This is a genomic window from Microbacterium sp. M28, assembly GCF_025836995.1.
In the GTDB taxonomy this organism is placed as follows: domain Bacteria; phylum Actinomycetota; class Actinomycetes; order Actinomycetales; family Microbacteriaceae; genus Microbacterium.
Genome location: NZ_CP107546.1, coordinates 3316570 through 3341463, shown reverse-complemented (window position 1 = coordinate 3341463; position 24894 = coordinate 3316570). Strand labels below are relative to the sequence as shown.

The window sequence follows — 24894 nt, the reverse complement described above, 5'->3', positions numbered from 1 at the left end:
CCGTGAGCACGCCGTCCGTCACTGTCATCCTCCCGGCCAAGGATGCCGCGCCCTACATCGGCACCACGCTCGAGACTCTGACGCGTCAGTTCGACGAGCCCGCGGCGCTGAAGCTGGTCGCGATCGACGACGGATCCTCCGACGGCACCGGCGCGATCATGCGCAGCCATGCGGAACGATTCCCGCACGCCGAGGTGATCACGAATGCGAAGCCGGTGGGCCTCGCGACCGCGCGCAATCAGGGACTGGACCACGTCGAAGGTGACGCGTTCTGCTTCATCGACGGCGACGACTGGATGCAGCCGGGGCGCCTCCGCGTGCTCGCCGACCGTCTTCGGGAGCTCGACTGCGACTTCCTCCGCACCGATCACGTCCGCGTCACGGGCGTCAAGCGCACGCTCGTCCGGGCGCCCTACGCGTGGCGCGGTGCGGTGGACTCCCCGCGCGATGCGATCCTCCCGGCCGACGACACGACCATGGTCGACTACCCGTATGCCTGGGCGGGCATATTCCATCGGCGGATCATCGACCGTGGACTCGCGGTCTTCGACGACGGCCTGTTCACGGCGGAGGACCGCCCGTGGATCTGGCGCCTGCACCTGCACGCGCGATCGTTCGCCGTCGTCGACGCCCCTGCCCTGCTCTACCGGCGGGGGGTGCCCACGTCGCTCACTCAGGTGCGGGATCGTCGACAGCTGCACTTCACCCGCGCGCTGTCCGCGGTGCTCGACACGGTGGAGCAGGATGCCGAGGCCGAGCGCTTCCTGCCCAAAGCGGTCTGGACCGTGCTGGCCCTCAGCTCCCATCATCTGGTCCGTTCGCGGCAGATGGCGCCTGCGCTGCGGCGGGAGATGCGCCGTGAGATCCGCGAGCTGCTCACCCGGCTGCCCGCCGATCAGGCGGCCTCGGCGCTGAGACACCTGGACGGACCCCGGCGCCGCGTGCTCGCACGCAGCCTGCGACAGGCGGAGCGGACGACATGACGAGACTGTTCATGCTCCACAGTGCATATGGTCTGGCGACCGCGGCCGCCGCGATCGACGCGCAGCTCTTCGACGACGACCATGAGAACGTGCTCGTGCCGGTCAATACCGCCCGCGTGCCCGAGACCAGCACCGGTATCGACGCCCAACCGGGCCTGGCGTCGCTGCGGGGGCGGTTCTCCCGGTCGGAGTCGCTGGATGAACTGCTGTCGCCGCGGCATCCGTCGTCGTGGAAGCCGGACGCCGTCGACCTGCCGGTCCTGCGCCGCCTGCTCACGAGCGCGTGGCGGCTGGACGACGATCTGGAGCTGTGCGTGCAGAGTCCGCAGGTCGCGCCGGCGAAGACGCTGCTGGCACTGTTCCCCGATGCGCGGATCACGATCATCGGCGACGGACTCATGACCTACTCGCCGATCCGCGTCGACCTGGGGCGGACCGTGGTCGAACGCGTCGGTCGCGTCGTCTACGCCGACGTCGTTCCCGGCGTCGCGCCCCTGGTCTTCACGGAGGTGGGTGCCGAACGCGTGCCCGTACCGGCGGTGGTGTTCCGCGACGCGCTCGCGGAGACGGTCGTCGCCGACCCCGCACTGGACGAGCTGGCCGACGGGACGCGCACGGTGCTCGTCCTCGGCCAGTACCTCGCGGCCCTCGACCTGGTCGAACCGGCCGAGGAGATCGCTATGCAGCAGGAGATGATCGACCGCGCGGTCGCGTCGGACCCGGCGCGGATCGTGTTCAAGCCCCATCCGTCCGCTCCGCCGGCCGTGACCTCGGCCCTGCGGCAGCGCGCACGCCGGCACGGTGTGACGTTCGCCGAGTACCGCGGACCGACGCCGGCGGAACTCGTCGCCGAACGCCTGGATGCCGCGGTCGTCGTCGCCGGGTTCTCGACCGCTCTGCCGACGGTGCGCACGCTGTACGACCGGTCCATCGCCTCGGCCGGGCTGGACACCGTGCTCGCGCGGCTGAGTCCGTATGAGAACAGCAACCGCGTCCCGGCGACTATCGTCGATGCGCTCACCCGCGACGACTCCGGCTATCGAGACCCGGCCCGACTGCAGCTGCTCGTCGACGCCGTCGGCTATGCCATGCAGCCGCGTATCGCGGCCCACCTGCGCCCGCGCGCCGAACGGTTGCTCACTGAACTGGATGCCGCCGAACGCGACCGCTACTTCGTCGCCGAGCGGCTCATCGACCTCGACCTCCCCGGGGCTCCGCGGGAGAAGTTGCTGCGGCGGGCGTTGCGCTCCCAGGGCGGCGTCGGCCGGATCGAAGAGGCGCGACTGACCGTCGCGGGCGCCAGGCGGCGTGCCGCGCGAGCATGGAAGGCGGTCACCGGACGATGACCCGGAACGTGGCGATCATCCCCGCCAGAGGCGGATCCAAGCAGGTGCCGCGCAAGAACCTGCGCCGGGTCGGCGGAGTGCCGCTGGTCGAGCGGGCGGTGCGCGCAGCGGCCGCGGCATCCGGAGTCGACCTCGTCGTCGTGTCGACCGACGATGCCGAGATCGCGGCCGTGGCGGCCGCCGCCGGTGCGCGCGTGATCACGCGACCGGCGGAGATCTCCGGGGACACCGCCTCCTCCGAGAGCGCGGTGCTGCACGCGATGGACGAGCTCGAAGGCACCGGCATCCCGGTCGGGATCGTCGTGTTCGTGCAGGCCACGTCGCCGTTCATCCCCACCGCCGGCATCGACGAGGCGATCGGGCTCATCGCCGACGGACGCTGCGACAGCGCGTTCTCGGCGCACGAGACGTACGGGTTCCTGTGGCGGCGAGGAGAAGACCGCGCCGCGGAGGCGATCAACCACGACGCGGCGCATCGGCCACGGCGACAGGACCGGGAGCCGCACTACCTCGAGACCGGTGCGTTCTACGCGTTCGATGCCGCGGGCTTCCGGGCCGCGGGGCATCGCTTCTTCGGCCGGATCGGGATCGTCGAGGTGCCGGAGCAGACCGCCGTCGAGATCGACGACGCCCACCAGCTCGCGATGGCCGACGCGGTCGCGGATCTCGTGGAGGCTTCGGATGTCGACGTGCGGATCCCGGTGCGCGCGGTCGTGACCGACTTCGACGGCGTGCACACCGACGACACCGCGCTCGTCGACAGCGAGGGACGCGAGCACGTGCGCGTCAGCCGCGAAGACGGCATGGGCGTCTCGCTGCTGCGCAGGGCCGGCATCCCGATGCTGATCCTGTCCACCGAGACCAACCCGGTGGTGCGGGCGCGGGCGGACAAGCTCCAGGTGCCGGTGCTGCACGGCATCGACGACAAGGCCACCGCGCTCGCGGGCTGGGCGGCCGACAACGGCGTCGCGCTGAGCGACATCGCGTACCTCGGCAACGACGTCAACGACCTCGCCGCGATGGCGATCGTCGGCTGGCCGGTGGCGGTCGGCAACGCGCACCCCGCCGTGCGGGAGCAGGCGCGGGTCGTGCTGGAACGCAACGGCGGACGGGGTGCCGTTCGCGAACTCGTCGAGAGGGTGTTGCCTCGCTGACCGTGCCCGGTAACCGGCAGGTCGCGTGACGTTCACAATCGCGGCGTACCCAGGAAGGACGGGGGTTTCCCACGACTGGAGGACGACATGACCGTAAGCATCGGATCGCACGTGATCGGCGGCGGCAGGCCCGTCTACGTGATCGCGGAGATCGGACTGAACCACAACGGCGATGTCGAGCTCGCCAAGCGCCTGATCGACGTCGCGGCCCGCAGCGGCGCGAACGCGGTGAAGTTCCAGAAGCGCACACCGGAGATCTCCACGCCGGAGCACATGCGCGACGTGCCGAGGGAGACGCCCTGGGGCACCATGACCTATCTCGAGTACCGCCGGCGCGTCGAGTTCGGCCGGGACGAGTACATCGAGATCGGCGACCACGCGACCATGCTCGGTCTCGACTGGTTCGCCTCCCCGTGGGATGTGCCCAGCGTGCACTTCCTCGAGGACCTCAACGTCGTCGCCCACAAGGTCGCCTCGGCGAGCCTGACCGACACCGAGTTGCTCGAGGCGCTGCGCGCGACCGGCAGGCCGGTGATCCTCTCGACCGGGATGTCGACGCTCGAGCAGATCGACCGGGCGCTCGAGGTGCTCGGCACCGACCGGGTGGTCCTCATGCACGCCACCTCGACGTACCCGATGGAGCCCGAAGAGGCGAACCTGCGGGTCATCGCGTCGCTGCGCGACCGCTACCCCGGCATCCCCGTCGGATACTCCGGCCATGAACGCGGCCTGCAGATCTCCCTGGCAGCCGTCGCGATCGGCGCGGTCGCCGTCGAGCGTCACATCACCCTCGACCGGACGATGTGGGGGTCCGACCACGCGGCATCCCTCGAGCCGACGGGTCTGGATCACCTCGTCCGCGACATCCGCGTGATCGAGACGGCGCTCGGCGACGGCATCAAGCGCGTGTTCCCCGGCGAGCTCGCCCCGATGGCGAAGCTGCGTCGCGTACCGGCATGAGCGGCCGCCTGCGCGTTGTCGCGATCGCCGACGCGGACTCGTTCGTGAAGTGGGCGGCGTCGCTGCTGACGGGTGTCAGCGGCGTCCGCCGTCATCTGCTGATCGTCGACACGCCCCTCACGGTCAGCCGTGAGCAGGAGCGGACCGCGCTGACGGGGACGGCCTTCACGGATGCCGAGGTCACCCGGCTCTCGTTCGACGAGGTCCGCGGGTGGCTGTCCGGACACCAGCCGGATGCCGTGGTCCTGGCGGGTCGCGGAGCGTTCGTCCGCCTGATCGGCGCTCAGATCGACCGACTCGAGAAGCGGCCGGTCGTCGTCGGCGGGCTGCCGGGGATGTCGATCCCGGCGCAGCGCGGCGCGCTCGAGTACCGCAAGCACTGCGACCTGGTCGTCCTGCACTCGCATCGTGAGCGACGCGCATTCGCGGAGCTGGGGGAGCGGATCGGGGTGCGCGTGCCCCTCGGGCTCGCGACGCTGCCGTACGCCGCGCCCGCCGAACGGCCCTCGTTCGTCGAGCGCGTCGCCCCCGCGTCGTTCGTCGAGCGAGCCGAGCGGGCTGAAGCGGGTACTCAGTCGCGGACGCGTTTCGACTCGGTCGGCTCCGCCGTGCTCACTCAACGAGCGGGGGGAATGTCGGAGTCCGCCGTGCTCACGGGGGGAGCGGGGCGAGGGCAGGCCACCCTGCGGCCGCCGGCCACCGATCTCGTGTTCGCCGCACAGGCCATGGTGCCGGTCGAGCGTCACGAGCGCACCGCGATCGCGGACATCCTCGTGCGGGCCGCCGAGGCGAACCCGCGCCGCCGTGTCGTCGTGAAGCTGCGGTCGCGCCGAGGCGAGGCCGAGACGCATCTCGAACGGGATGCCTACGCCGACCTGTTCTCCTCGCGACCAGCCAACCTCGTGTTCTCGTACCAGCCGATGGCTGCGGCCCTCGAACGCGCCGACGGACTCGTGACCGTCAGCTCGACCGCGGCGATCGAGGCGCTCGCGGCTGGTGTCCCCGTCATCGCTCTGGACACGTTCGGGGTGAGCAAGCAGCTGCTGAACACGGTGTTCATCGGCAGCGGCCTGCTGGGCAGCGGCGAGGAAGTGGTGCGCCGGCAGTTCCGGCATCCGCATCCCGGGTGGATGTGGGAGAACTACTTCCACCCGGCATCCGAATCGGACTGGTGGACCCATGTCGAGCAGCTGATCGCGCAGCGGCGAGCGGGAACGCTCGCGCCGCGGCCGGTTCCGCCGCCGCGCGGGGGAGCGCTGCACGCGGCGTGGCATCGCAAGAGCGTGCTCGGGTCGGCCGACCGCAGCCTGGCCGGTGCGGTCGCCCTGGCTGTCGGAGCACCGCTCGTGCGCGGCATCCTCTCGCGCCGTCGCGCCGCCACGGACACCTGGTCCGAGACCGGCACCGATTTCACCCTCGAGCCGTCCCCGCACGCCGACTCGCTCCGCCGCTGAGCGCTGAGAGGCGCGCACGCCCATTCTGTATCGTGTCAGGCGATCGGTGCGCTCGACGCCCTCACGAACAGTTCCGGCTGGAACACCAGGTGGGAGCTGGTTGCGGTGGGGCGCTGCCCGGCGGTCATCTGCTCGAAGAGCAGGTCGAAGGCGGCCTCCCCGTAACCCGCGCGCGTGGCGCGCACAGAGGTGAGGGGAATCACGGATGCCGCGGCGAAGGGCACGTCGTCGTAGCCGACGACTGCGAGGTCCTCCGGCACACGAGTCGAACCCTCGGAGACGAGTGCTTGCATGACGCCCATGGCGAGCAGGTCGTTCACGGCGAAGACCGCATCCGGTCGCTCGGACGCGGGGCGATCGGCGAGCATCCTCCCGATACGCACACCGTCCTCAAGCGATCGGTTTGGGCTGTCGATCACCTCGATCGAGCTTGTGGGGACGGAGCGCATGGCTTGTTGGAGTCCCGCGAACCGTTCGGCGACCTGGCGGATGGCGAACGGTCCACCGATGAACGCGATCCTGCGGCGGCCGGTCCGCAGCAGATGCTCGCCGACCAGTTCGCCGCCTCGCACATCGTCGACGGTGACTGAAGGCTGATCCGTCGTACGTGCCTGGCGGCTCACCAGTACTGACGGGATGCCGCGCTCGCGGATATCCGCGAGCTTCTCCTCGATGTCGTGACGTGCGGCGACCAGGATGCCCTGCACGCGCTGTTGTTCGAACATGTCAAGGTACGAGACCTCCCGATCGAGGTCGCCGTGCGAGCTCGCGATCAGCACCGAGTAGCCGATCTCGGACGCGCGGCGCTCGACCCCCTCGGAAACGACGCCGAAGTACGGCGTCGAGATCTCGGGGGCGAGGTAGCCGATCAGAGCATTGCGGCCGTTGCGCAGTTGGCCTGCCGCACTGTTGCGTACGAAACCGAGTTCGTCGATGGCGGCCTGAATGCGCGCGCGTTTCTCCTCCGACACCCGGTCTGGTGTGTTCAGGTAATGCGAGACGGTCCCTAGGGAGACTCCGGCCGCGAGGGCGACCTCCCGTACGCCGACCCTCTCGCGTCGAGGCGTGTCCACCCCGCTACGCTACCCCGCGCGGCGGACGGATCAGCTCAGCCAGATGCACCGAGTCACGCGCCATCAGATCGGATGCCTGGGTTCGGCAGGAGAGTCCGTCTGCCAGCAGCACCGCATCGGCGTCGGAATCGACCGCAGGTGCCAGGGCGAGCCGGGCGATCGACGCTGAGAGCTCGTAGTGACCGGCCTCCATGCCGAAATTGCCGGCCATGCCGCAGCACCCGTCCAGCGTGTCGACTTCGGCGCCGCTCCGGCGCAGCAGTTCCGCATCCGCGGAGAACCCCAATACTGCGTGCTGATGGCAATGCGGCTGGGCGATGATCCGTGTCCCGCTGAGATCCGGAGGCCGCCAGCTCGCCGCGTGCGGCGCGGCCGGATCGGTCAGGAACTCGGCGAGGGTCCGCACGGAAGCGGCTGCCTGCCGTGCCCGAGGATCGTCCGGCAGCAGTTCGAGGACGTCCTTGCGCAGCACCGCCGTGCACGAGGGCTCGAGGCCGATGATCGGGATGCCGGCGGCGAGCGACGGCTCGAGAATGTCGAGTCCGGCCCTCAGACGGCGACGCGCGCCGTCGAGCTGGCCGGTGGTGATCCAGGTGAGGCCGCAGCAGACGCCGGGCGGCACGAGCCCCACCCGGTAACCGGCGTCCTCGAGCACGGCGGCGGCCGCCTCGCCGACCTCAGGGGAGATGCGGTCGGTGAAGCTGTCCGCCCAAATGAGCACGTCCGGCCGGTCGACGCCGCCTCGGCCTCGCCATCGCCGCTGCAGAGAGCGAGCGGGCAGCCGCGGCAGCGAGCGGCGCGGGTCTGCGCCGATGAGCCGCATGAGCAGTCTGCGGATGCCGGGGACGCTCTGGACCGCGTCGAGCGCCCACGGGGCGATTCCGGCGATGCGCAGCCATTGCGGCAGGCGCCCGAAGGTGTAGTGACTCAGCGGACGAATCCTTCCGCGATACTTCTGATGCAGCACCTCGGATTTGACGGTGGCGATGTCGACCTCGGCTGGGCAGTCCGATGAGCACGCCTTGCAGGAGAGGCAGAGGTCGAGGGAGTCGGCCAGAGCGGGCGAGCGGATGCCGTCGACGAGCGTGCCGTTGACCGCCTCCTGCAGCACGCGGGCGCGGGCCCTGGTGGTGTTGCGCTCGTCACCGGTGGCGCGGAACGAGGGGCACATGAACCCCGCCGCGTTCGCATGGCTGGCCCGGCACTTCCCGACGCCGGTGCATCGGTGCGCAGCCGCGCCCAGATCGCCGCCGTCGTGGGCGAACGCGAACCCGATCGTCGGGAGGGGGCGCACGCCTGGCAGACGCAGGTCGGCCGAAATCGGTGCGGGGTCGACGACGATCCCGGGGTTCAGGATGCCGTCGGGGTCGAACACGGCGCGGAAGGCGGCGAAGGCGCGCAGGGCATCCGCGGAGTACATCCGCTGAAGCAGGTCGCCCCTGGCCCTGCCGTCGCCGTGCTCCCCGGACGGCGAGCCGCCGCGTTCCAGTACGAGCTCGGCCGCAGCGGAGATGAACCGGGCGAACCCGTCCGGATCGTCGGCGATCGGATAGTCGATGCGGGTGTGCACGCATCCATCGCCGAAGTGGCCGTAGCTCAGGCCGCTGACGCCATGCTCTGCCTTCAGCGCCTCAAAGGCGCGCAGATAATCGCCGAGATGTTCCGGGGGCACGGATGCGTCCTCCCACCCGGCCCACGCCGGAGCGCCCTCGGCGGTGCGACCGGCGAGGCCGACACCGTCCGCCCTGATGCCCCACAGACGTGTCGCGTCGGCGCCGGCGGGGAGCACTGCCACATCGATTGCGGACGATGCCCCGGCGATCCGCTCGGCCTCAGCCAGTGCGGTCGCGGGAGCCTCGCCTGCCGTCTCGACGAACAGCCATGCCCTGCCGCCGGGTAGAGGCGGGATGTCTCCGCCCGCTCGTCGCACCACCTCGACGAGCTGGGCGTCGAGGCTCTCGATCGCGATGGGCCGGAGCGGCAGGAGGGCCGGCACATCGTCCGCGGCCAGGGTGATGTCGTCGTAGCCGAGCACCGCCAGCGCGGTGGCGGTCGGGATCGGAACCAATCGGACTGTCGCTTCGAGGATGACGCCGCAGGCGCCCTCGGTCCCGACGAACGCCTTCGCGGCATCGCGGCCGTTCTCGGGCAGCAGATGCTCGAGCCCGAACCCCGAGCCCTGCCTGGCGTAGCGGCCGAACTCGGTGCGGATCGTGGCGAGATGGGCATCCGCCACCTGCTCCAGCTCCGGCACCGGGTTCGAGGGGCCGAGGTCGCGGATGCGCCCCGTCCCGTCGACGATCCTCAGGGCGGTGACGTTGTCGGATGTGCGCCCCCAGTGCATCGCCCTCGGACCGCACGCGTTGTTGCCGATCATCCCGCCGATCGTGCATCGGGACTGCGACGAAGGGTCAGGGCCGAACCGCAGTCCGTGCGCGGCGGCAGCCCGTTGCAGGTCGGCCAGCACGACACCGGCCTGCACCCGCGCGGTCCGCGCCTCCGCGTCGATCTCGATGATCCGGTCGAGGCCGCTGAGGTCGAGCACGAGGCCCGCACCCACGGCGTTGCCCGCGATCGAGGTGCCGGCGCCCCTGGCCGTGACGGGCAGGCGATGCTCCCTCGCCAGGCGAACCGCGGAGACGACATCGTCCGTACCCTGCGGGAAGACCACGGCCTCCGGTACGACCCGGTAATTCGAGGCGTCGCTGGAGTATTCGGCCCTGCGTCGGATGCTCGTGTCGATGCACTCGCCGAGCGCCGCCCGCAGGGCAGACAGCGCCTCTGCAACGGTGCTCACGCCTGCGTGCCGACGCGCAGCACGGGCACGCAGGCCAGACCAGAGCGCACCCGGTCGGCGGCGAGGTCGAAGTCCTGCATCCGGAACCGCCGTCCGTACTTCGCCGTGGTGGCCTCGGCATCCGCGACCACGCGCGGATCGGCCGCGACGGCGTTGCCGCCGGTGTTGGACACCTTCAGGACCACGGTGTTCTCGCCGGCGTGCAGCAGCCCGCCCACGGCGAGCCGGTACGGCGTGCCCCAGACGACCCCGGCGTGCCGCCCGTTCACGATCACCTCGGCGATCTCGCCGACCGGGGGTGCGACGGCGACGCGGAACGACCGACCGCGGATGCCGATCTCCTCGTGGTCGCCCGCCGGGTGCGGGGCGCAGCGGCCGAAGTCCAGGACGAGGTCTGCGAACGGCTCCTCGTCGAGCACGAATTGCGTGGTGTACTCGGCGGTTCCTGAGTAGTCGGGGCGACCGTCGCGCTCCCAGATGTGCGGCGTCGTCACCGGCACGGCGGCCTCGTCGTCGGGGAACCGCACCGACCACGTCGGCAGGGCGATCCGCACCCCATCCGCCGAGGCGGGAGTCGTCGCGTCGACGCCCTCCGCCGCGACGGGCGTCGTCACGATCACGGTCGCGGCGTAGGGCTCCAGATGCAGCGGGATGCCGGCGGCGACGCCCGCGCGCACGCGAGCGGTGCCGGTGGCAGCGTCCCACTCCTGGACGGTGCCGAAGGGGGTACGCGGGTGAAGCCGGGTGCGGACCTCTTCGGCGCCGGTGTTGGCGACGAAGTACACCTCCAGATCGCCGATCGACCGGTGCGCGACCCCGACGTCTGCCGAATCGGTCAGCGCGTCCGGACCGCCGAGGAGCGCGGCGAGGCGTTCGGGGAGTGCCGATTCGCCGGCCACGACGGTCGCCCCCTCGACACCGGTCGGCGCCTCACCGAGAGCGAGCACGACCCCGCCGTCCAGGATGTGTGCCGACAGTCGTTGGGCGACATCGGCCGGTACCACAGAGCCGCGGGGGAGCACCAGCGCGCCGTACCGCTCGATGGCGGGGAACACTGCGTCGTCGTCCCACGCGTCGTAGTCGAACCCGCCCTCGCGGATCGCGCCGGTGAGCGCGTCGCCGACGAAGTCGTTGGTGGATCGCCACAAGTTCAGCTCGCTCGGCTCTCCGGAGCGGAGAATTGCCCCGACCGCCCTCGGGCTCGTGTAGACGCCGACGTCGGCGATGTGGCGGCCTTGCCGCATCAGCCACGACAGGCGGTGCAGATAGGAGATGAGACCGGGCATCGCCGGAGACCACGGGTTGCGGGTGTCGAACGCCCCGGCGGCGTACAGCATCCAGCCCTTGCCGGGCACCGACGACGGCGAGTGCGGCCAGCCGTGGCCGATGAACTGGTTGATGCCGGCCAGGAGGTGCTCGTGCGCCTCGCCGCGGAGGTCCATCGGCGTGGCGCGGAACGATGGCGAGTGGATCCACGTCCACGTCTCCGAGGACACCACGTCCCGGTCGTAGAGATGGGCGGCGGACGTCGCCCAGCGAGTCTGGGTGAGCTCGCGCCACCCCCATCCCTCGCCTTCGAAGGCATCCGCGAACCTGTAACTGCTGATCCCGGCGGGCGGCTCGCCGTAGCCCTGAATGCGCAAGGGGACGCCGCGGCCGGCCGCCCAGGCGCGCAGCGGCACGACGAAGTTCTGCTCGTACAGCGCGGTGAGGGTGCCGTAGTAATCGGCGCGGAGGTCCCTGCCTGCGGCGGACCCGGTGTGCAGCCGGTGCAGCACGGGGACTGGGTCGTACCCGTGCTTCGCCCGGAATGCCTCGAACACACCTAAACTCCAGTCCGCGGCATACGCCTCGAGGCTGTCGCAGAACACCGACCCGAGTAGTTCGGCAGGGACCGCGTCGAGGAGCGGGTCGCAGACGGCGGCGATGTGCGCTTCGGTGGCGGCCCTGCTGAAGTGATCGAGCACGGGCCCCTCCGCACCGACCGCGGCGCGCTTGACCTGCTGGCCGGTGAGCCGGGCGGTGCACAGCAGGAGCAGCCGTGGGCCGTTGCCTGCGGGGATATGCAGAACGCCGTCCTCGACAGCGACGACATCGTACTCCTCCGGTGGCTCCTGAATGGACCCGTCGCCTACGTAGGCCGCGATGAACCGGTCGCCAGGCCAGCTGTTGGCCACGGGGATATCCGCGGCGGCGACGCTGATGTCCCTCCGATCCCACGACAGCTTGCGCGCCGCGGTCTCGTCGGTGATGTGCGGGCCACCGAAGGACCAGCCGCTGCCGAGGGTGAGGTCGAAGCGCATCCCCCGTTCGGCCGCCGCCTCCGCGGCGAAGCGGGCATCCGCCAGGAAGGTCTCTGAGAGATAGCGGTCGGAGTCCTCGGAGAGCGGATAGACGACCGAGAGCTCGACTCCGCCGATCCCCGCTGCGCGCATCGCATCGAGATCCGCGATCAGGTCCGTGCGGTCGACGCGCGGCCCGAACCACCACCAGCGCATCATCGGCCTGGCGTCGTCCGGCGGCGCGGCGAACCCGTCGCGGAGTTCGGAGAGAGCGGTGTCTGGCGTGGTCATGGTCATCCTTTGACTGCGCCGGCGGTCATGCCGGCGACGATCTGGCGATTGAAGAAGAGGTACAGCACGAGCGGGATGACGGTGATGATCAACACGGTCATGAAGAGCAGGTTGAAGCTGTTCACCTCTTCGCTCTGGAAGTTGAAGAGCGTGAGCTGGGCGGTCACGTTCTCGTCTCCGGGCAGGAAGTACAGCGGCCCAGTGAAGTCGTTGAACACGTGCACGACCTGGATCACGATCACGGTGACGACGACGGGCTTGAGCAGCGGCAGGATCACGCGGAAGAAGATCCGCAGCGGGCCTGCCCCGTCGATGAGTGCGGCTTCATCGAGCTCCCGCGGGATCGTCGAGATGAACGCCCGGAACAGGATGATGCTGAAGGAGAGGTTGAACGAGATCTCCATGAAGACCATGCCGGGCATCGTCTTGAAAAGCCCCAGCATCTGGAGCACCCAGATCGTCGGGACGACGGCGGGCGGGATGATGAGCCCGGAGAGCACGAGCGCGTTGACCAGCCCCGACCAGCGGGTGGGGCGCCGCTGCAGCACGTAGCCGACCATGGCGGCGAGGATCACGATCGCGGTGACGCTGAACACGGTGAGGATTGTGCTGTTCCACAGCGCGCGGGGGAGCATGTTCTCGCGGGTCTGCAGGACCTCGACGAGGTTCTCCCAGAACACCCACTGGGTGGGGATCGTGAACTCCAGCAGCGACGCCTCCTGCTGCGTCTTCGACGCGGTGAGCACGATGAACACGAACGGGATGACGAACACGACGACGGCGATGACGATCGCCAGGATGCCGAGAGAGACGTGGCGGATGCGTGCGGCGTTCACTGCTGCACCTCCTTGCGGTTGAGCCAGCGGTAGAGCGGGAAGACGATGACGGCGACGACGAGGAAGAGCACGACGTTGCCCGCGGTGGAGAGCCCGAAGAACCCGGACTGGTACTGCTTGAAGATCGCCGAGGCGACGACCTCACTGGCGAAGCCGGGTCCGCCGCCGGTCATCGCCCAGATGAGGTCGAACGAGCGCAGGCCTCCGATGAGGGAGAGCGTGATGACGCTGGCGGTGGCGGGCCTGGCCAGCGGCAGGGTGATGTTCCAGAAGATGCGCAGCGCGCCGGCGCCGTCGACACGGGCCGCCTCGATATATTCGCCGGGGATGGCGACGATCCCGGCGATGTAGATGAGGGTGGCAAGGCCCACGCCCTTCCACACATCCACGAGCGCGACGGAGACGAGGGCGAGCGAGGGGTCGGTGAGCCAGCCGGGGCCGTCGATGCCGACCGCGCCGAGCGCGGAGTTGACCAGGCCGTTGAACGGGTCGAGCAGCACCTCGAAGGTGACCCCGACGCCGATCGTGGAGACGAGCACCGGGAAGAAGATGACCGAGCGCAGGAACCCGCGGGCGATGATCTGCGAGGTGAGGAACACCGCGAGCACCAGGCCGAGCACGACCTTCAGCCCGCTCGTGATGACCGCGTAGACGAAGGTGTTGGCGAAGCTCTGCAGCAGCATCGGCTCGCGGAAGAAGGTCACGAAGTTGTCCAGGCCGATGAACTCGATGTCGAACAGCGACCACCGGGTCAGGCTGAAGTAGAAGGCCGCTATCGTCGGCAGGATGAAGAACAGCCCGTAGACGACGCCGGAGGGGATGTAGAACCATCCGGGGTACGGAGACCTGCTCCGGCCGCGGCTGCGCGCGGTCGCGGTCGCGGTCGCTGTCGTGCTCGAGGTCGGGGGTGGAGCGGTCGTGGTGGACATCGGGACTCCTTGGTCGGTCGATCGGGGTGCGCGGACGGGGAGGCCCGGCGTGCGGGCCTCCCCGTCGCGATCACCAGCCGGGCAGTCCCAGCTGCTGTGCCTGCTTGAGCACGTCGTTGTCGTACAGCGCGGCCGCATCCGTCGCGTTGCGCATGCCCGATCCGACCTCGACCGCGAACTGCGGCAGGCTCGAGCCCTTCACCGGAGACAGGAACTCCAGGGCGGGAGCGGACTCGCCGGCGCTGAAGTAGGTGTCGACGTCGGTCACGATCGGCATGGCCGTGTCGGGGACCTCGCACCCCTCGATCAGGTACGGGCCGGCGGGCGATGCCACCTCCGCGTGCACCGCGCAGCCCTCGGGGCTCGCGATGAACGCCAGGAACTCCTTGGCAGCGTCCAGCTTCTCGGGCGCGATGCTCTTCGCGATGAACGCCCCCAGTGGCATCCACATCGTCAGCTTCGCCTCGTCGGATGTGGAGGTCGGCACGGCGAAGAAGCCGATGTCGTCGGCCGTGTCCGGGTAGTTCGCCGAGACGTTGGTGGCGACATAGTTCGTGAGCATCGGGAAGTGCGCGGCCTCGCCCTGTGCGACGCGACGGATGCCCTCGTCGTACTTGGCGCTCGCGAAATCCTCGTTGAAGACCCCGGCGTCTGCGAGGTCGGCGAGCTTCTGGAAAGAGGTGAGAGCCGGCTCGTCGGCGAACTTCCGATTGTTGGCGGTGTACTCGTCCGCCCAGTCCGGGTCGGCGTCGAGCACGTTGGCGAAGTCGCCGAGCACGATCAGTTGCGAGGTGAACGCGTCGCCGTAGGTCTGCACCACGGGGGTGAGCCCAGCGTCAGCGATGGCGGCGTTGTTCTTCTCGAACTGCTCCCAGGTCTGGGGCACCTCGAGTCCCAGGTCGGCGTAGACCGTCTTGTTGTACATGATCCCGCCGGCGCGGGTGGTGCCCCAAGGCACCCCGTACATGCCCTCTTCGCCGGAGACCACGGATGTGAAGTCCTCCGAGATCACGCTCGCCCAGTCCTCCCCGGACAGGTCGACGAGCGACTGGTCGGGGCTGATGGTGGTGAGCAGGGCGCCGCTGTTGAACACGAACAGGTCGGTCATCTCGCCGGTGGCCAGTCGCGTCTTGACGACGTTCTCGCCCTCGGCCCCGGTCGGGCGGTTCTCGATGGCGATGGTGATGTTCTCGTGCTGGGCCTCGAAGGCATCGGCGAGCGCTTCGGCGAAGTCGACGTCGGTCGTCGCGGGGACGAGTAGAGAGAGTTCGACCGGCCGGTCGAGATCTGCGGCGGGTGCGGTGCACGCGGCCAGGGATGCGATCAGGACGCTCGCGCCGGCGGCGAGGGTGATCCTTCGAAGGTAACGGGACATCAACAGCCTCCTCGTTGAAACGGTTCAGAACCACCATACACGTGGCAGTCGGATCGCAAAAGGCATTTATGAACCGGTTCAAGCTTGAGAGAACGAAGTCGGCAAGGGGGGTCGTGCGGTTCTCCATGGATGCACCAAAGAACGACCAGGAGTACGTGCTACGTCGAGTGACGCTCCGTTCGCGACACGCCCGGAACTCCGCTAGACTGTCACGGTTGTCTGCCTGCCGGCATCCATTCGGATTCCAGGGCGGACACGTGCACACACCCTCCTGCTTCCAGGAAATCCCTGGAAGCCGTTCTAGTCCGAAGGAGGTGGGTAAGTGACGCACCAGTACGAACTCATGGTCATTCTGACCCCCGAGATCGACGAGCGCCAGGTCGCCCCGACACTGGACAAGTTCCTCAAGGTCATCACCAACGATGGTGGCACTGTGGACAAGGTCGACATCTGGGGTAAGCGCCGTCTGGCCTACGAGATCCAGAAGAAGACCGAAGGCATCTACGCCGTCGTGAACTTCACCGCGACCAGCGAGGCCACTCAGGAGCTGGACCGTCAGCTCGGCCTCAACGAGCAGATCATGCGCACCAAGGTGCTGCGTGCTGAAGAGGCTCAGGCGATGGTTGCCGCGGAGGCGAAGCGCTCCGAGGAGAAGGCCGCTCGCAAGTCCAAGGCTGCGAAGGCCTAAGACCCATGGCCGGCGAAACCGTCATCACCGTGGTGGGAAACCTCACGGCCGACCCCGAACTGCGTTACACGCAGAACGGGCTGCCGGTGGCGAACTTCACCATCGCATCGACGCCGCGCAACTTCGACCGTGCCGCGAACGAGTGGAAGGACGGCGAAGCGCTGTTCCTCCGCGCGTCCGTCTGGCGCGAGTTCGCCGAGCACGTGGCAGGTTCGCTGACCAAGGGCATGCGCGTCATCGCGCAGGGCCGTCTGCGTCAGCGCTCCTACCAGGACCGTGAGGGCAACAACCGCACGGCGATCGAGCTCGAGGTCGACGAGATCGGCCCGTCGCTGCGTTACGCGACGGCTCAGGTCACGCGTGCGGCTTCCGGCGGTGGCGCCGGTGGCGGGCAGTCGCGTCCGCAGCAGCAGCAGGTGTCCGAGGAGCCGTGGTCCACGCCCGGTTCTTCGACCAGCGCCGATGCCTGGAGCACTCCGGGCAGCTTCGGCGACGACACCCCGTTCTGAACAAACACTTCATTTAAGGAAAAACCATGGCTGGAAAGTCGAGCGGCGACCGCCGCAAGCCGCGGAAGGGTGGCAAGCCCACCGCTCCCGCGAAGTCGATCCGGGTCGGCGTCATTGACTACAAGGACGTCGCGACCCTTCGCAAGTTCATCTCGGAGCGTGGCAAGATCCGCGCCCGTCGTATCACCGGTGTCTCGGTTCAGGAGCAGCGTCTGATCGCCAAGGCGATCAAGAACGCACGCGAGATGGCTCTCCTGCCCTACGCCGGCGCTGGCCGCTGAGGGGTACGGACATGGCAAAGCTGATTCTCACGAACGAGGTCGCCGGGCTCGGAAGCGCCGGTGACGTGGTCGAGGTCAAGAACGGGTACGCCCGCAACTACCTCATCCCCCAGGGCTACGCCACGGCGTGGACCCGCGGCGGCGAAAAGCAGGTCGACCAGATCCAGGCTGCCCGCAAGGCGCGTGCGATCCACGACCGCGACGAGGCCGTGGCGCTCAAGGACAAGCTCGAGGGCACCAAGGTCCGTCTGGCCGTCAAGGCCGGCGCGACGGGTCGCCTGTTCGGCTCGGTCAAGACCGCCGACATCGCGGATGCCGTCGAGGGCGCTGGTCTCGGCAGCATCGACAAGCGCAAGGTGCACATCACCAACGCCATCAAGGCGACCGGTGACCACGAGGCCACCGTTCGTCTGCACGACGACGTGACCGCTGTCATCACGCTGCAGGTCGTCGCCGCCAAGTAAGGCGTGACACCCGCAACGAACGGATGCCGTCCTCCTTCGGGAGGGCGGCATCCGTCGTTTCCGACGATGCTCACGCGCGGCCGAGCAGTCGCAGCAGGGCGTTCTCCGGCGACTGCGTGGGGTCGACGAATCTCCCCTTCCGCGCCGCGGCGAGGACCCTCGGATCGATGTAGCTGGCCTTCGCGACCGCACTCGTGTTCCCCAGGGCGGTCGCGACGGCGTCGATGGCCACGCGCTCGCGCGCCTCGGCATCCTCGTCGGCCCGCTCCGCGAGGACCAGCGCAGCTGTCGTCGTGCCGCGGAGCGTTCGGAAGTCCTTGGCCGTGAACGGCTCGCCCGCGGCTTCCGCGAGGAACGCGTTCACGTCGGCAGGGCCGATGGCGCGGCGCCGACGTCCGTCGCTGTAGCGCAGGAGGAACGCCCGGGGTGGATGCGCCGCGTGCGAGGCGATCCACGCGAGGAGGTCCTCGTCCTCGAACTCGATCGCGTGGAGGAGGCTCATCTTGCCGCGAAAGGTCAGTGTGATGGTCGCGGAGTCCCAGGAGACGTCGGCCCAGCGCAGCGTCGTCAGCCCGCGGCTGCCGTACCGGCGGAGGTAACCGGGGGATCCGATCCGGATCGCGGTCCGGTCGAGGAGACGGAAGGCCACGGCGAGCACGCGTGCCCGTTCGTCATCGCCGCGCAACGCCCGCGTGGCCTGGGCGCGCAGCGCAGGGAGGGCGGCGGCGAGCCGAAGGGCCCGCTCGAACTTCTCGCCGTCTTGGCGGGTGCGCCAGCGCGGGTGGTAGATGTACTGGCGTCTGCCTGCGGCATCCGTGCCGGTCGCCTGCACGTGCCCGTCGGGATCGGGGCTGATCCACACGTTCGTCCAGGCCGGCGGGATCACGAGAGCCGCGATGCGCTCGCGGTCGTCTGCGCTCACGGCGCTGCCGTCCGGGTTGCGGTACCGGAAACGGCCGCGTGAGCGGACTCTTCGGATGCCGGGCAGGGATGCCGGGTCGACACGACGGATTCGCGGCATGACCACCTCCTGAGGAACAGCAGACCGGGTGGATCCGCTGTCCGTCAAGGGGCTTGATGCCCTGGGGCGAAGGAGCGGCGGATGCTCGGAGGGAGGAGCTCGGAGCATCCGCCGCTTGCGTGCGCGACCGGTGTCGGTGCCGGGTACCGGCAGCGTGGGGCTCAGGAGGGGTTCCCGGCTCCGCTGGGCGCGCACGCACCGGACGAGGACCGGACGACTCCTCCCCCGAGGGCGTCGGTCCTCGCCCGGTGGTGGGCGCTACGCCGTGCGGCGGCGCAGGAGGCTCGCTCCGAACAGCAGGCTCGCCAGACCCAGGACCGCCAGCGGCACGATGTCGGTCGCGCCGGTGCTGGCCAGGGCCTGTGCACCGTTGCCGGTGGCCGCCATCGCAGCGACCTGTCCGCCGCTGAGCGGTGCGGTCACCGAGGTGGAGCCCGGGTCGGTGCCCGGGTTGGTGCCCGGGTCGGTCCCGGGGTCCGTGCCGGGGTCGGTTCCGGGGTCCGTTCCGGGATCTGTCCCGGGGTCTGTCCCCGGGTCGGTTCCAGGATCCGTGCCGGGGTCGGTGCCCGGGTCGTCGACTTCCGCGTCGCCGATGACTCCGATGGCGTTGCCGCCGATCGTGATCGGAGCGGTGATCGGGAGTGCGACCTGCGTGCCACCGAGGATGGAACCCTCGCCGGTCGTCACAGCTCCGCCACTCGGCGTCACCGGTCCCGCCGTGCCGACGTCTCCACCGGTGACGGTTCCGTCGCCGGCGACACCGATGGCGTTGCCGCCGACGGTGACCGGTGCGGTGATGGGGGCGACGACTTGGGTGCCGCCGGCGGTGGAGTCATCCCCGCCGGTGGTCGGTCCCTCTTCGGATGCCGGTGCGGTGCTGCCGCCGGTGTCTCCGTCCGTGACGCTGCCGTCACCCGCGACGCCGATGGCGTTGCCGCCCACGGTGACGGGTGCGGTGATGGGCGCCACGACCTGGGTGCCGCCTGCGGTCGAGTCGTCCCCGCCGGTGGTCGGTCCCTCTTCGGATGCCGGTGCGGTGCTGCCGCCGGTGTCTGCGCCGGTGACGGTTCCGTCGCCGACGACCCCGATGGCGTTGCCGCCGACCGTGATCGGGGCGGTGACCGGTGCCACGACCTGCGAACCGCCGAGGGTGGAATCATCCCCGCCGGTCGTCGGTGCGCCGGCAGATCCTGCCGGCGCGGTGCTGCCGTCGGCGCCTCCTCCGGAGACGTTGCCGTCCCCGAGAACCCCGATGGCGTTTCCATCCACGGTGGCGGGTGCGGTGACCGGTGTCACCACCTGCGTGCCGCCAGCGGTGGAATCATCCCCGCTCGTGGTCGGTGCCTCAGCAGATCCCGTCGGTCCAGTCGTGCTGTCGGCGTCTCCGCCGTTCACGCTGCTGTCGCCGAGAACACCGATGGCGTTGCCGCCGACGGTGATCGGTGCGGTGACGGGCGCTGCGACCTGCGATCCGCTGGCGATCGAATCATCGCCACTCGTCGATGGCGCCGCGCGGGTCGTTCCTGGCGATGCCGCGGTGTCGTCTCCGCTGCCTGCGACGGTGCTGTCACCGGCGACGCCGATGGCGTTCCCGCCGATCGTGATCGGTGCGTTCACCGGTGCCACGACCTGGGTGCCGCCCAGGATCGAGTCCTCCCCGCCGGTGGTTGCGCCCGCACTCGGAGCGGAGGAGGCCGGTGCCGCGGCATCCTGTTCCGCGGACGTTGAATCGACGTCGCTCGAGCCGAGCACCGAGATGCCGTTTCCGGCGACCGTGATGGGTACGTTGACTGCGACGAGCGCCTGCGATCCGCTGAGGAGCGAGTCGGTGCCGTTCGTCTCGAGGACGGGGTCCTCCGCCGCGGGAGCCGGGTCGGCTTGGGGAGCCGGGCTCTGCTCCGAGACCCGGGGAGTCTCGTCTGGGGGTACGGCGGCGGAGGCCCCGGTTTCGGAGGATCCGAGAACGCCCACGGCGACGTCCTGCACGGTGACAGGCACGTTGACGGTCACGACGGCTTGCGAGCCGGATGCCGTTCCTGACGAGCCGTCTGTCGTCGCAGCGGGCGCCGGTGCCGCCGGGGCGGCCGCGGGCTCGGATTCCTGGACTGTGGATTCGCCGAGCACGGAGACCGCGTTGTCGACGATGGTGACGGGCACCGAGATGGGGGCGACCGCCTGGGTGCCGGAGAGGAGACCTTCGTCTCCGTCGGTTTCGGCCGCGTTGGCGACCGTGGCGCCGAACAGGGTTATCCCGCCGGCGAGCAGCACACCGCAGAGGGCGTGCTTGGTGAATGTACGCATGATTCAGCTCCTGACTGAATGGGTGATCTGGATGGCGCGCGCAAGTGTGGGTGTGCGCGCAGCACCTCGTGACCGTCCGGAAAGGACGGCGTGATCACCGGTCAGTCAGGAGAGACGTCGGTGTCGGCGACCGGCGACGACGGCACATCGTCATCCGGATCGGCGGTGGTCAGCATCCAGGCACGATGCGGACCGTCGGATGCGTCGCTGACGCGAGCGCCGTCCGTGGGGGAACCTCCGCCGTGACCGGCGGAGGATGTCGGGGTGGAGCCTTGCGGGGATATCGGCGAATCGGATGCCGGGACGCCGTCCGATCCGCCGGAGGCGACGGCATGTGCGCCCGCCGTCGGGGCCGCCAGCGCCGAGAGCTGCTCGGAAGCGACGGAACGCGCGCCGTCCGACGGCGCATGGCTGGTCAGCATCGGCGCGGCAACTCCGGCTACGGGCGCGAAGAGCGCGAGGGCGGAGTCCGGCCCCGCGACCGTGGGAAGTCCGGGTCGCGTCCCCGGTCCTGCAGGAGTCGTCGGATCGAGCCCGTCCACGACCCCCTGGGCGGACCCGTCGAGTGCGTTCCCGATCGTGGCCGTCGTCTCGTCGACGATCGCTGTGGTGCTGTCGACGACGGAGCCGACTCCGGAGTCGACGATGATGTCGCCGACGATCGGCAGACCGGTGATGGTGTCCACCAGAGGGTCCACGATTCGCGACACCGGCTCATCGTCGAAGAGGCCGATGATCGGCCCCGAGACGTCTGCGACGGCATCCGAGACGGTTTCGAGGACGGGAGCTGCGACGTCCCCGACCACGGGCGCATCCGCGACCGTGTCGGTCGCGGACTCGAGAGCCGGCGGAACCGTCGCCGTCACAGGAGCGGTCGCGGCCGGCACGACCGGCTGCACCACGTCTGTCACGACGGGCTTGACGACATCGGTGACGACCGGAGCGACGACCTGCGTGACCACGGGCTTGACGACCTCGACCGCCGGTCGAGTGACGGGCTGGACCGCAGTGGTGACGGGAGCGATCGCGGTGACGACCGGGGCGGTCACCTGCGTCACCGTCGTCGCGACCTTCTCGGTGGTCGTCGTGACGAGAGCGGTGAGCGGCCCCGTGGGCGCATCCGGATCGTCTTCGGAGGCCTGCGCCGAGCCGCCGCCGGCAAGAAGTGTGAACCCTGCCCAGGCGAGGATTCCGAACGCGCCCCACAGGACAGCGCGGGAGATGCGCGGACGTACGACTGCGGAGGTCACGTTCACCTCCCCTCCGAGGGAAACGCTGGCGACGCACGATGCGCCGATCCGCTGAGATTACTCCCGTCCGTCGGTGCGTGTCCAGGGGGTGCGGCGGCGAGTTTCGCGGCGTGTCGACTGGAGACGCGCCCGGCTGGAAAAGGACTTGACTTTCCCCAGGTTGTACACATGTGGGTATAACGAGGGCAACCTTAAAGCGCCCGTTGAAACTGGATTCCATCCACAGCCTGGGGAACGAGGCAAGCCCAGGTCAGAAGCCAATATTCGGGTACATGAAACTTCGTTTCACAGGCTTATCCACAACCGTTGTACACAGACACTCCGGTGTTGTCCGCAATCTCTCCACAGAGTTATCCACAGGCCGTGTTGCATGTGGAGAACCGCACTCCTAGCGTGGTCGAGCGACGAGATGTCTGAAGTCCGTGGTTCGCTGTGCTCGACCGCGGACGGCGTCGCAGCAGGGCTCGTCGGCCCGCACCGTCCACCGCACCGAAGGGAGCCCTGTGTCGATCGCTGACATCTCGGAGGAGCGACTCGGTGGGAAGCGACCCCCGGAGCGCACACCACCTCACGACCTGCTCGCCGAGCAGAGCGCGCTGGGCGGCATGCTGCTGTCGAAGGATGCCGTGGCGGATGTCATCGAGACCCTCAGGGGCGCGGACTTCTACATCCCCAAACACGAGCTCATCTTCGAGGCGATCCTCTCGCTGTATTCGCACGGCGAGCCGACGGATGTCGTCGCCGTCACCGATGAGCTCATCAAAACCGGTGAGCTGAGCCGAGCCGGTGGCGCCGACTATCTGCACACGCTGACCTCGATCGTTCCGACCGCGGCGAACGCCGGTTACTACGCGGGCATCGTCTCCGAGCGCGCGATCCTCCGCCGTCTCGTCGACGCCGGCACCCGCATCGTCCAACTCGGCTACGACGGCCAGGGTGACGCGACCGACCTGGTCAACAACGCGCAGGCCGAGATCTATTCGGTCACCGGCACCGAGACCGCCGAGGACTACGTGCCGCTGACGGTCGCCGTGGATGCCGCGCTCGAGGAGATCGAGGCCGCGAGCGGGCGCGACGGATCCATGACCGGCATCCCGACCGGCTTCAAGGAGTTGGACGAGCTCACCAACGGCCTGCACGGCGGACAGATGATCGTCGTCGCCGCTCGGCCGGCCATGGGTAAGTCCACGCTCGCGCTGGACTTCGCGCGTTCCGCGTCCATCGGCCACAACATCCCGTCGATCTTCTTCTCCCTCGAGATGGGCAAGAGCGAGATCGCGATGCGCCTGCTCAGCGCCGAAGGGCAGATCCCGCTGCAGAGCATGCGCAAGGGAACCCTCGATCCACGGGACTGGACCACCGTCGCGGCCACCCGTGGCCGCATCAACGATGCACCGCTCTACATCGACGACAGCCCGAACATGACGCTCGTCGAGATCCGAGCCAAGTGCCGACGCCTCAAGCAGCGCGAGGGGCTGCGGATGGTGATCATCGACTATCTGCAGCTGATGACCAGCGGCAAGCGCGTCGAGTCGCGTCAGCAGGAGGTCTCGGAGTTCTCGCGCAGCCTCAAGCTGATCGCCAAGGAGCTGCAGGTCCCCGTCATCGCGCTGTCGCAGCTGAACCGTGGCCCCGAGCAGCGTCAGGACAAGAAGCCCGCGATCAGCGACCTCCGTGAGTCCGGCTCGATCGAGCAGGATGCCGACATGGTGATCCTGCTGCACCGCGACTCCGTCTACGACAAGGACGTCCGGCCCGGTGAGGCCGACCTGATCGTCGCCAAGCACCGCAACGGCCCGACCGCGACGATCCAGGTCGCCTTCCAGGGGCACTACTCGCGCTTCGCCGACATGGCGCCAGGCGACTTCGGTGGCGGCGGCCCTGGCGGCGACTTCCACTAGTCGTCGACGTCTGGTCGCAGAACGAAGGGCCGGTTATGGATATCGCACGAGTCGATCCCGCACTGCGGAAGGCGACACTGAAGCTGCCGTCGACGGACCCCTCGAAAGCGTGGATGCGCACGGTCATGCGACTGGCCACACGCATCATGCCGGTGACCCGGATCGATGGCGTCACGGTGTCGAACATCACCATCGGAAGCGTCCGACTCCGCATCTATCGACCGGAGACCAGCGGTGGCGGCGGCGCTCTGCTGTGGATTCACGGCGGAGGTCTGCTGTTCGGCGACGCGCGTCAGGACGAAGTGCTCTGCGGTGAGACGGCCCGCGAACTCGGCATCCCGATCGTCTCCGCGAACTACCGCTTCGCACCCGACCATCCGTTCCCCGCTGCGATCGACGATGTCCACGATGCGTGGGTGTGGCTCTGCGAACAGGCTCGGAGCCTCGGCGCCGATCCCTCGCGACTCGCCATCGGCGGCGAGAGCGCCGGCGGCGGACTGGCGGCGGCGCTGGTGCAGCGGTTGCACGATGAAGGGGGAGTGCAGCCGGTGGCGCAGTGGTTGTTCGCGCCGATGCTCGACGATCGCACGGCCGCCGAAAGGTCGCTCGATGAGATCGATCATTGGATCTGGAACAACCGTGCGAACAGGGTCGGCTGGAGCGGATATGTCGGCGAAGCCATCGGCGCGCCGGATCTTCCGCCGTACGCGGCTGCCGCCCGGCGAACCGATCTGACCGGACTCCCGACGGCCTACATCGCCGTCGGGGACATCGAGCTCTTCTTCGGCGAGGACGAGGACTACGCCCGCCGCCTGCAGAAAGCCGGCGTCGATGTCGAGTTCGACATCGTTCCCGGCGCGCCGCACGGCTTCGAGAACTGGGCGCGGGACACCCAGCCTGCGAAAGCGCTTATGGGCAGGGCGCGCGCATGGCTGGAGCGCGCTCTGGATCCGGTTCAGGCGGTTTGCAACGAGCGGCGCTGAGCGCGGCGCCGTGACG

The 24894-nt window shown here is 69.3% G+C and carries 20 protein-coding genes; 11 read left to right on the top strand and 9 right to left on the bottom strand.

Annotated elements, in window-relative coordinates:
- The first annotated feature begins 2 nt into the window (after positions 1-2).
- From OED01_RS16190 to OED01_RS16170, 5 genes are all read left to right on the top strand, one after another.
- On the top strand, positions 3-983 hold the full coding sequence (locus OED01_RS16190) for a glycosyltransferase family 2 protein (protein WP_264156312.1): 981 nt from the start codon (positions 3-5) through the stop codon (positions 981-983).
- 11 nt (positions 984-994) lie between these two features.
- On the top strand, positions 995-2329 hold the full coding sequence (locus tag OED01_RS16185) for an alpha-2,8-polysialyltransferase family protein (RefSeq protein WP_264156311.1): 1335 nt from the start codon (positions 995-997) through the stop codon (positions 2327-2329).
- Positions 2326-3483 carry an acylneuraminate cytidylyltransferase gene (locus OED01_RS16180; RefSeq protein ID WP_264156310.1) on the top strand — a complete coding sequence of 386 codons (1158 nt, stop codon included), beginning with the start codon at positions 2326-2328 and terminating at the stop codon, positions 3481-3483. Before OED01_RS16185 ends, OED01_RS16180 begins: the two co-directional genes overlap by 4 nt.
- Before the next feature lie 87 nt (positions 3484-3570).
- Entirely contained in the window at positions 3571-4443 is an 873-nt protein-coding gene (locus OED01_RS16175) for an N-acetylneuraminate synthase family protein (protein WP_264156309.1), read from the top strand.
- On the top strand, positions 4440-5897 hold the full coding sequence (locus tag OED01_RS16170; RefSeq protein WP_264156308.1) for a DUF6716 putative glycosyltransferase: 1458 nt from the start codon (positions 4440-4442) through the stop codon (positions 5895-5897). Before OED01_RS16175 ends, OED01_RS16170 begins: the two co-directional genes overlap by 4 nt.
- Positions 5898-5932: 35 nt before the next feature.
- Here OED01_RS16170 and OED01_RS16165 read toward each other — a convergent pair whose 3' ends face one another.
- The 6 genes from OED01_RS16165 to OED01_RS16140 all read right to left on the bottom strand — a co-directional run bounded on the left by OED01_RS16165 (position 5933) and on the right by OED01_RS16140 (position 15480).
- Complete coding sequence (locus tag OED01_RS16165; RefSeq protein ID WP_264156307.1) at positions 5933-6970, bottom strand: LacI family DNA-binding transcriptional regulator; 1038 nt, start codon at positions 6968-6970, stop codon at positions 5933-5935.
- Between the two features lie 4 nt (positions 6971-6974).
- Positions 6975-9767, bottom strand: a complete 2793-nt coding sequence (locus OED01_RS16160; protein ID WP_264156306.1) for an FAD-binding and (Fe-S)-binding domain-containing protein — start codon at positions 9765-9767, stop codon at positions 6975-6977.
- The gene (locus OED01_RS16155) at positions 9764-12340 is read right to left on the bottom strand and encodes a glycosyl hydrolase (protein ID WP_264156305.1); all 2577 of its coding nucleotides are present in this window, start codon (positions 12338-12340) and stop codon (positions 9764-9766) included. The genes OED01_RS16160 and OED01_RS16155 overlap by 4 nt, the downstream gene beginning before the upstream one ends.
- A gap of 2 nt (positions 12341-12342) precedes the next feature.
- Positions 12343-13176 (bottom strand): carbohydrate ABC transporter permease, encoded by an 834-nt coding sequence (locus OED01_RS16150; protein WP_264156304.1) that lies wholly within the window; start codon positions 13174-13176, stop codon positions 12343-12345.
- Positions 13173-14105 carry a carbohydrate ABC transporter permease gene (locus OED01_RS16145; protein WP_264156303.1) on the bottom strand — a complete coding sequence of 311 codons (933 nt, stop codon included), beginning with the start codon at positions 14103-14105 and terminating at the stop codon, positions 13173-13175. Before OED01_RS16145 ends, OED01_RS16150 begins: the two co-directional genes overlap by 4 nt.
- A gap of 70 nt (positions 14106-14175) precedes the next feature.
- Positions 14176-15480, bottom strand: a complete 1305-nt coding sequence (locus OED01_RS16140; protein WP_264156302.1) for an ABC transporter substrate-binding protein — start codon at positions 15478-15480, stop codon at positions 14176-14178.
- Positions 15481-15802: 322 nt separating this feature from the next.
- On the opposite strand from OED01_RS16140, the gene rpsF reads away from it, so the two are divergent.
- The 4 genes from rpsF to rplI are packed head-to-tail and all read left to right on the top strand — an operon-like array spanning position 15803 to position 17422.
- Entirely contained in the window at positions 15803-16168 is a 366-nt protein-coding gene (gene rpsF / locus OED01_RS16135; RefSeq protein ID WP_264156301.1) for a 30S ribosomal protein S6, read from the top strand.
- A gap of 5 nt (positions 16169-16173) precedes the next feature.
- Positions 16174-16677: a single-stranded DNA-binding protein gene (locus OED01_RS16130; RefSeq protein ID WP_264156300.1), complete on the top strand. Its 504-nt coding sequence runs from the start codon at positions 16174-16176 to the stop codon at positions 16675-16677.
- Between the two features lie 26 nt (positions 16678-16703).
- The gene (gene rpsR / locus OED01_RS16125; RefSeq protein ID WP_071641238.1) at positions 16704-16958 is read left to right on the top strand and encodes a 30S ribosomal protein S18; all 255 of its coding nucleotides are present in this window, start codon (positions 16704-16706) and stop codon (positions 16956-16958) included.
- A gap of 11 nt (positions 16959-16969) precedes the next feature.
- Positions 16970-17422, top strand: coding sequence for a 50S ribosomal protein L9 (rplI, locus tag OED01_RS16120; protein ID WP_264156299.1), 453 nt, complete (start codon positions 16970-16972; stop codon positions 17420-17422).
- A gap of 70 nt (positions 17423-17492) precedes the next feature.
- Here rplI and OED01_RS16115 read toward each other — a convergent pair whose 3' ends face one another.
- From OED01_RS16115 to OED01_RS16105, 3 genes are all read right to left on the bottom strand, one after another.
- Complete coding sequence (locus OED01_RS16115; RefSeq protein WP_264156298.1) at positions 17493-18443, bottom strand: DNA topoisomerase IB; 951 nt, start codon at positions 18441-18443, stop codon at positions 17493-17495.
- 258 nt (positions 18444-18701) lie between these two features.
- Positions 18702-20744 (bottom strand): beta strand repeat-containing protein, encoded by a 2043-nt coding sequence (locus tag OED01_RS16110; protein ID WP_264156297.1) that lies wholly within the window; start codon positions 20742-20744, stop codon positions 18702-18704.
- A gap of 101 nt (positions 20745-20845) precedes the next feature.
- On the bottom strand, positions 20846-21994 hold the full coding sequence (locus OED01_RS16105; RefSeq protein WP_264156296.1) for a hypothetical protein: 1149 nt from the start codon (positions 21992-21994) through the stop codon (positions 20846-20848).
- Between the two features lie 503 nt (positions 21995-22497).
- Between OED01_RS16105 and dnaB the strand changes: the two genes are divergently transcribed.
- Both dnaB and OED01_RS16095 read left to right on the top strand, forming a co-directional pair.
- A complete protein-coding gene (gene dnaB / locus OED01_RS16100) occupies positions 22498-23895 on the top strand; it encodes a replicative DNA helicase (protein ID WP_264156295.1) in 1398 nt (465 codons plus the stop codon).
- A gap of 35 nt (positions 23896-23930) precedes the next feature.
- A complete protein-coding gene (locus OED01_RS16095; RefSeq protein ID WP_264156294.1) occupies positions 23931-24878 on the top strand; it encodes an alpha/beta hydrolase in 948 nt (315 codons plus the stop codon).
- Positions 24879-24894: the final 16 nt, after the last annotated feature.